Here is an 8,036-nt window from a genome sequence, read left to right on the forward strand (position 1 = left end):
GAATTGGACCTATTGGTGCAAAAGATTCGTGAAACTGTATCTTCTGTCCAAAAAATCATCCTTTTTGGCTCTCATGCATATGGCACACCAAATGAAGACAGTGATTTTGATCTCTGTATTGTTGTGGAAGGTGTAGGAGAAAGAAAAAGGGAAGTCATTAATCGTATCAATTGGGGGATTTACGATGTTATGGAAACGCCAGTTGATATTTTAGTGTATGGGCCAGAAGAGTTTCAAGAACGTGCTAGCCGTAATGTAACTATGGAACATAAGATTGCACTAGAAGGGACGGTCCTATATGAGAAATATTGAGGATCTAAAAGAGTGGGTATCTATTGCAAAGTCTGATTTAGATTCTGCTAGTTACTTATCTCATATGAAACCTTTCCCTACTGCAATTATCTGCTATCATAGTCAACAATGTGTGGAGAAACTTCTAAAAGGATTTCTTGCACTAAACGGTAGATCAGTCCCTAAAACTCATAACCTTTTACTGCTGCACAAATCTTGTTATAGATTAGATGAAGAGTTTTCATTGATTTTAGAACAGTGCGTGCAGCTGAATGGTTATGCTACAGATATTCGTTATCCGTATTTTGAAGCACTTACTGTCCAAGATGGATTAATGGCTATACAACATGCTCAAAAGGTAATGAGTTTCTATAACGAAAAATTAAACAAGCTAAATATACATGAAATAGTAATTGATTAAAAATAGAGGATATACGAGAGAGTACCTATAAATTGGGACTCTCTTTTTTTTATTAAAAAGCTTTTAAATAAACTTTTATATTCAAGTCTGTATTTAGAACATGTTGTTGAAACTATATTAGTTTTTCTGAGAACGATAGGTTCTTGAGGCTTTTCATTACGTTGAACCAATTTTCACATAAAAAAACAAGGAAAACAGAAGCAGTTTCGATATTGAGGTAATATAACCGTTACAGTTCTATAAAAAGACAATGTACTATGATAAAGGGAAGTAGTTTTTAATATGGGCTGAAATAAAGACGATAAAATCCTATTAGGCATAGGGGGTGGTAGTTACTGTCTGAACAAATGAAGGGAATATCCCTAATGTTTATAAAACAATCAGTTTGTTTAAATATGGAAAATAAATACTCATTCACTTATAATTAAAATAAACATCTGTTTATTTTAATTATAAGTGAATGTTCTATGAATAGAACTTAATAATAGTATGTATGAGGAATATTAGGCAAATTTACAGACAAGAAATATACATGAAAGATTTTACAGGAAAGCGCAGGGAAATGATTATGAGTGATTACTTTGTAGAAACGAGCATAAAAAAGATTAAAGAAGCAAGTGAAAATAATAAGTTAGTTGTTTTTGTAGGTGCAGGAGTATCCGCAAATTCAGGAATCCCTACATGGGGGGAACTAATAACTGAAATGGCTAAGGATTTGGGCGAATTCAATATTAAAGGTTCTTCAGATATTTATTTAAAGATACCACAATTTTATTACAATGAGAGAGGAGAAAAGGAATATTTTGAGAAATTGAATGAAATTTTCTTCTTGAAAAAATATAAGACTAACCCGTTACACAATGAGATATTTAAACTTAATCCCACTCATATAATTACAACAAATTATGATACTTTACTAGAGGAAGCTGCAATTGAAGGCGGATACTTTTATCATATAGTAAGACATGATTTAGATTTACCATATGATAATTTGAATAAAACAATTATTAAGATGCATGGAGATTTTGAAAACAAAAATGTTGTTTTGAAAGAAGATGATTATTTAAATTACTCCTCTAATTTTACGCTAATTGAAAATTACTTGAAGTCTTTAATTGCTACAAATACTGTTCTTTTTATAGGGTATTCTGTTAATGATCCCAACTTTAATTTAATATTTCAATGGGTTAAAAGTATCTTAAAGAAGCATTTTCAACCAGCTTACTTAATTGAAAGTAGTAAAGAGTATTCCCGTATGGAACATCACTATTATAAAAACCGTGGAATAAATATTATATATTATGATGAAATAAAACATTTGCAAGAAAACAATGTTTTTGACCTCTCCAATTGGAGAGGAAATAGACTATATGATGTAATAAAGCATTTTAACCAATTTAATACATCTAGTAATTTAAACGAATTAGAATATGTCTATAATAAATTAAGTTGTTTTGAGAAATTAAATTTTATTATGCCAGAGCAAATAATTAAAAGTTTGAATGTGAAGTCGATTGGATATGATCTTTATGGTGATAGAACAATAAATTGTTTAACAGATGACAATATACTCACTAACCTATTTTCTAAAAGTGAACAACTTCGCGATGATGATATGTTTAAAAAACTTTGGTTAATATTTAATAAAGCGAATATTACTGGTGTTTCGGAGTACAAAAATGTTATTTTTGCTGAGAAGAGTGAGAATAGTTATTTAGATAATATTATGAAAGAAATCATAACATCAGATAGTTTGATAAATACAAAACCTACAGAAAACCCTAATAGTCTTATTTCAAATGGAGACTATTTTTCAATGTTAAAACAGGCATTTGGTTATTACGAGTCGGAGGAATTTTGGGAGGCCTATAAATATTATAAAAACATCTCTTTAAAATCATTTGCTGATAAAGAATACTTAATCTATTTTATATCTGAATTCAATCGAAAACATGTTGGACATTTGGCAATCCAAGAAAATTTTGATCAAGTGGATGCAGCAACAAAATTGGATATTGAAGAGTTAGACTTAGAAGAAATATACAATAGGTTACCTTATAAAGAAAGAAAAAGCTTGGAATTTGTCAAAGAAATTCAAAATTTTAATTTGATTTATAAAGCGCAAAATCAATTAATTAAACAAGTCGAGAAGCTAAAGGGAACTAAACGTACCATTGAAAAGGGTGGAGTGTCATTTAATAGTGCATTAAATAAAAATATCAACACACTTACTAATATTTGGCTATTTATAAAAGCAAATTATTTATGTGTAGAAAAATACATAGAGGTTCAAAGTTTATATAAAAGTTTTGTAGATGGTATTATTGCTAGTTACAGTACTAGGTCAGAGATTAATTCAAGAGGTATGTTTAATAAAATTAAAGTACATAAAATAAATGAATTAAATTTATTCACAGTTTATATAATGATTACTAAAATAAACACCGAGGATCTTGAAGTAATTTTAAGTGAAAATAATTTGAAACAGATAAATATTGAACCAGGGGCTTTAGAGTATCTAATAAAACTTTTAGACGAAGTATTAAATACTATTATAGAAAATATAGTTACCTCAAAAAGCGAAAGATACTTTTGTAATTTGTTAACGTTATTATCAAGGCTAAACTTAGAATCTAGTCAAGTAGACTTGATAGCTGAAAAATTATTAAAGATTTTTAATAACAGAATCTCAATAAGTGAAGTTGAAGATATAAATAAATTCATTTTATCAGTAGCATATAGAGAATTAATAAGTCAAAAAATAGTAGTTAAATATTTAAATACTTGTTTGAAATTGTATCAGGAAAATAAAGAAATGTGGGATTTTAAAATGTCCCTTCTATACAACAACTTAACTAAAATATATAAAAATAATAGTGAGTATTTAATAAATGAGTCTATAATATCAATTTATGTAGAGTTAATCCAACGTAATTTTAAGGAAAACAATTATACTGCTCTTTATAAATTACTAAATGATATAATTTTACCTATTATAAAAGGGGTGGTTGATACTCAACGTAATAGAGTATTAGATATAGTACAAAATTTAATAAATAAATTAAAACATAAAAAAAGTACTTTAACACATAGTGAAATTTATTTCTACTATAAGGTATTAATACTAAGAATTAGTTCCCCTAATGATAAAATGATTATTAAAATGTTGGAGAGCACAGCATCTGAATTAAAGAATCTAGAAAAAAGTTTGACGGGACCAAATCAAATTGAAAGAAATTTAAATATTTTAACCGATTTGTATAAAGAAGGTTACCTCAAAAAAAATGATGTCGCAAATTACGTAGAACAATTCAAAGGGTGTTCAGAGTATTTTGATCTAATATTTAGTAATGAGGAATTAAGCTTAACTGACATAAAATTAATTTCTTATTTAACAGATACTGAACTTGAAGAAATAATGAAGAATAGTAATCTAAGAGAACAAATCTATACGTTATTAGGTAAAAGTTTTTTTAAAAATCAATCCATAATTATAAATAAAACTTTTGAAAAACTCTATTTAAAAAAATTCAATTGATTGACTTAGTTTTTTCTTGAATTAAGCAAATGAAATATTCATTTTTATTACAATCTAATAAGACTCTTTAATTAACCAAACAAATATACAATAAGCCCCTTCCACTAAATTATTTGATGTAAGGGACTTATTGTATAACTGAAATAAAGTTGTACTGATTATAAAAATACTATGCCGTTTTTTCTTTACGATAATTGAATTTTAATTAAGTTTTAATCAAATTTTTAGCTGTTAATCATTTTTGATTATGATGTGTAATTTTGTTTCTAGATACTGATAATATCTTTTTAAAGATATCTTAGTTTTGAACCCCATCCTACTTACCAACTCATCTTCAGTTAATCCTTGCTTAATAAGACGGAGAATAAAAGTGTTTCTCATCTGCTGTGCAGAGATACGCCTATTTAACTCCGCACGTTTCACTTCAAGTCGTATCATCTTTTGTATAGCAACTTCAGACAAAGCCTTTGGTGCATCATTTTCGTACACCCATCGATACGTACCTCGATTAAAATCAAATGCCACAAATAGGGGATTATCTGTGTGTTGTCTAGGTCTTACAGGTTCCCGAATAGTCGTGTAATATTTATAAAGCTGTAGCGTATCTTCCATAGTTAAAGAGACAGACCTAGTTGCTCCATTTTCCCCAGGTACCATTAAGATATTTCTAGCAAACTTTATATGGCTCATATTAAGCGATACAAGCTCTTGCAAGGATAACCCATAGTTTACTACTAAATTTATAATACAAACGTTTCTATCCATAATAAGAGGGCGATATTTAGCTTGTTTTTCCGTTAACCCCTTTGTTGATAGAACAGTTTGTTTTAAAAGCTTTTCTTCCATTTCGGTAATAAAATCATTATCATTTAGTGATTGATCCGGAATTAAAGAGAGATTAATACCATCCAATGGACTAACTATACCTAAAAACATGTGTAACTTCTTTAAAACCACCCATATTCTGTGTCTTGTTTTCTGAGAATATTTACGCTTGTCTTCTAACTCAGAGAAATACGTCTGATAGTCTGCTTCAGAAAGTTCACTCCATGATTTAATATGTAGGAGTTTCTCACTTGCTCTTAGCCACTTATAAAAATCTTTAATATCGTAAGCATAACGTTCAATTGTGGATTGTTTCCGTCCTTTTTCTGTTAAGTAAGCAGAAAAGGCTGCAAATGTTTCTTCTAAATTAATGTTTTCGTTCATTATAATCACCTAATTTCTTATGAATTATTATAACAGAAAATAAGTGAAAGACCTGCTACCGCCCTTTGCTACGCACGGTTGCTGGCATATCCAAAACGCAAACGGACAAACAACCCTTTGCATTTTGAATATGTTGATTAATTATTTATAAAGCCAACTAAATAGAGCTATCATAACACTCCAAAAAGGTACTACAAAAACTAATCCCCAAAGAATCCCTTTAAAAAATCCAATCTCGTTATAGTTATTCATCTCTATGTAAGTCGTATCTTTTAGTACAGTCATGTTTAATCCTCCTAATGTAAATTGTTTATTAAAATGAAAAAAGGACAAACCTCGCCCTGATAGGGATACGTAGGTTTGTCCTTTTTTATGTGGGTAATGATATGTTTAATTAATATTATTATAACTTAATTTACAAATATTTTCAATTAGGTCAGACATCTTATTAACAATCATACTAGTAATAATAAAATCTATTATAAATATATATCTTATATATTAAAAAGAAATAAAGATAAAACTATTATAGGTTATCAAAAATAGGGGAAAGATCTACTCCCACAAGGGAAAATTTGATGTTAGAACGTAAAAAATCATAAATAGTAGAAAATGTATCCGGAAATTCAATGATTATTAGACTATTAATTCTACAAAAAAGCATAAAGGGAATCACATGTTTCTACATGAAATCGGAAAGAAATTGATACAAATCATTTTATATTTATCCAACTATGGAAATAGGCTTTATTTTCTTTATTTTGTTAAATACAGTAGTATCTAGCGTTCAATTATCCACATTTTATCCAGATTAGGCTGCTATTAGTTAACATTACTCAGTATTTACACATAACTCACATTATTATTGATGATTTTTATTAGATAAATACAACAACATTAGTAATTACAATGATTTTAGAAAGATTATATTCACATTGAACCATATTTGTCCGCATATCCACTATTTTTATAATTTTCCTTTTGATTTTTTGTAGGTATTATAAGATAGGTTTTAATACATTAGAAGAATACTTCCTAGTATTATGTGGAGAGTTATATATTGCTAGAATCGAATTTGTATAGAATTGCATAAAAAAAGACTCCATTTTTTATGAAGTCCTTTTGATTTGGTATTTATAAGTAGAGTAGCAGAAATGGATTACTAATCATACAAACACGAATAGCCCTCTACTTTCGATTTTTTCAAAAATAGAGAGCTCATTACTATTATTTTATTTCCAATGCGGTTAGCACCTGATCTGGAGCTGTTATTGTTACTCCAGCACGTACTAAATGTTCGAAGGTACGCATAAACTCTAGTAAATTAAACTGCTTTGGTAGTTCAATCACACGAAGTTTTTCTTGTGGCAGCTTATCAATTGCTTCGATAAACCATTCACGCACATCACTTGGAATCGTGCGTTCTTTATGGCCACGAACTTTTAGTTTTTCACGCATTTCAATTTCTAAAGCGATATATGCATGGAGATTAACCCCCTGATCATATGCATATTTTCTAAATAACGTTTCTTCTTGGTATTTTAGATAATTACGGTGATAAGACTCTTCCGTCACTGGTACCGCAAACTTCTGCTTCAGTAGTGCATGCACATTCTTAAACATCTTCTTAATGTTATGTAGCGAGTACATAGAATAATGTAGACCAAAATTAAAGACAGCTTGCTCACGGTCACTATTTCTCTCTTTTGGTATATGTTGTGCAATAAGAGGGTAGATACCTTCTTTCGCTGCTGTATCGAGAATTTGATATTGAGATGTTTGATGCAATAGTTTCTTCAATGTATATACAATTTTCGTTGGATATCCTTCTTTTCGATCAACCATATCACGAAGCCCACGAATGACACTGCGAATTTGACGATGACAAGTATGCTTTAATACATGAATGAATTTATTCATGTCTGCAGACAATTCACCGATATTCATCTCTTGTAGGACTGCTTCGATAAATTTAGCTTTACGAGAATAGGTAGCTTTTGGTGTAAATGGATCCCTATGTTGTTCTTCTCCAGCTTCTTTCGAACATAAGAAGTCTGAATGGATAGATAGATATAGTGTTGTATATCGTTTTGTATGTTTTACACCTTTTTGCATTTTGCAAATTTTGAATAGGGGATTCCCCGTACATGGTAATGCAGCTGTTAATTCCTCGATAACCGCACGAATCTGATGCGGATATTTTTTATGTAAGAAACGATACATCCCACCGAAGTGAGTTTTGTTTCCTCTTTCGTCCTGCTTGTCCAAAGAACGTTTTAATGTTGTTTCCGTATGTTGTTGCATCGCAATGTCTAAGAATAATTTCTTAGCTGCTACAGAGAGCTTAAAGAAAGCCTTTGTAAATACAACAGGACTAATATATACATACGGATTTGCTTTTTCTGTTTCCTCATTCATAAAATGAGTCAGTTTAATTGTATAACGGCCATCTAAGCCATTTTCAATAGAGATAATATTATGTAAGCTTAATTTCTTTAATGCAATATAGAATTGAGAGTGTTGGATATAAGAAAATTCTTCTTTATATTGCTTGTAATCTTCCCACATCATATGTAT

The 8,036-nt window shown here is 29.5% G+C and carries 6 protein-coding genes; 3 read left to right on the plus strand and 3 right to left on the minus strand.

Annotated features, from left to right (window positions below):
• From C4S65_RS33460 to C4S65_RS33470, 3 genes are all read left to right on the plus strand, one after another.
• Positions 1 to 312, plus strand: a 312-nt coding sequence (locus C4S65_RS33460) for a nucleotidyltransferase domain-containing protein (protein WP_258043923.1), incomplete at its 5' end; no start/stop codon positions are given.
• Positions 299 to 712, plus strand: a complete 414-nt coding sequence (locus tag C4S65_RS33465; protein ID WP_103945911.1) for a HEPN domain-containing protein — start codon at positions 299 to 301, stop codon at positions 710 to 712. The genes C4S65_RS33460 and C4S65_RS33465, both read left to right, overlap by 14 nt.
• Positions 713 to 1,244: 532 nt before the next feature.
• Positions 1,245 to 4,250, plus strand: a complete 3,006-nt coding sequence (locus C4S65_RS33470; RefSeq protein WP_258043924.1) for an SIR2 family protein — start codon at positions 1,245 to 1,247, stop codon at positions 4,248 to 4,250.
• Positions 4,251 to 4,481: 231 nt separating this feature from the next.
• Here the strand turns inward: C4S65_RS33470 and C4S65_RS33475 are convergent, their stop codons facing one another.
• The 3 genes from C4S65_RS33475 to C4S65_RS33485 form a co-directional block, all read right to left on the minus strand.
• On the minus strand, positions 4,482 to 5,459 hold the full coding sequence (locus tag C4S65_RS33475) for a site-specific integrase (RefSeq protein WP_103945912.1): 978 nt from the start codon (positions 5,457 to 5,459) through the stop codon (positions 4,482 to 4,484).
• Between the two features lie 141 nt (positions 5,460 to 5,600).
• Positions 5,601 to 5,744: a hypothetical protein gene (locus tag C4S65_RS34835; RefSeq protein ID WP_181032179.1), complete on the minus strand. Its 144-nt coding sequence runs from the start codon at positions 5,742 to 5,744 to the stop codon at positions 5,601 to 5,603.
• Between the two features lie 942 nt (positions 5,745 to 6,686).
• Positions 6,687 to 8,036: hypothetical protein (locus tag C4S65_RS33485; protein WP_103945915.1), on the minus strand; the 1,350-nt coding region annotated here is incomplete at its 5' end.

The sequence above is a fragment of the Bacillus sp. ok061 genome (genome assembly GCF_900108285.1).
Taxonomy (GTDB): domain Bacteria; phylum Bacillota; class Bacilli; order Bacillales; family Bacillaceae_G; genus Bacillus_A; species Bacillus_A thuringiensis_S.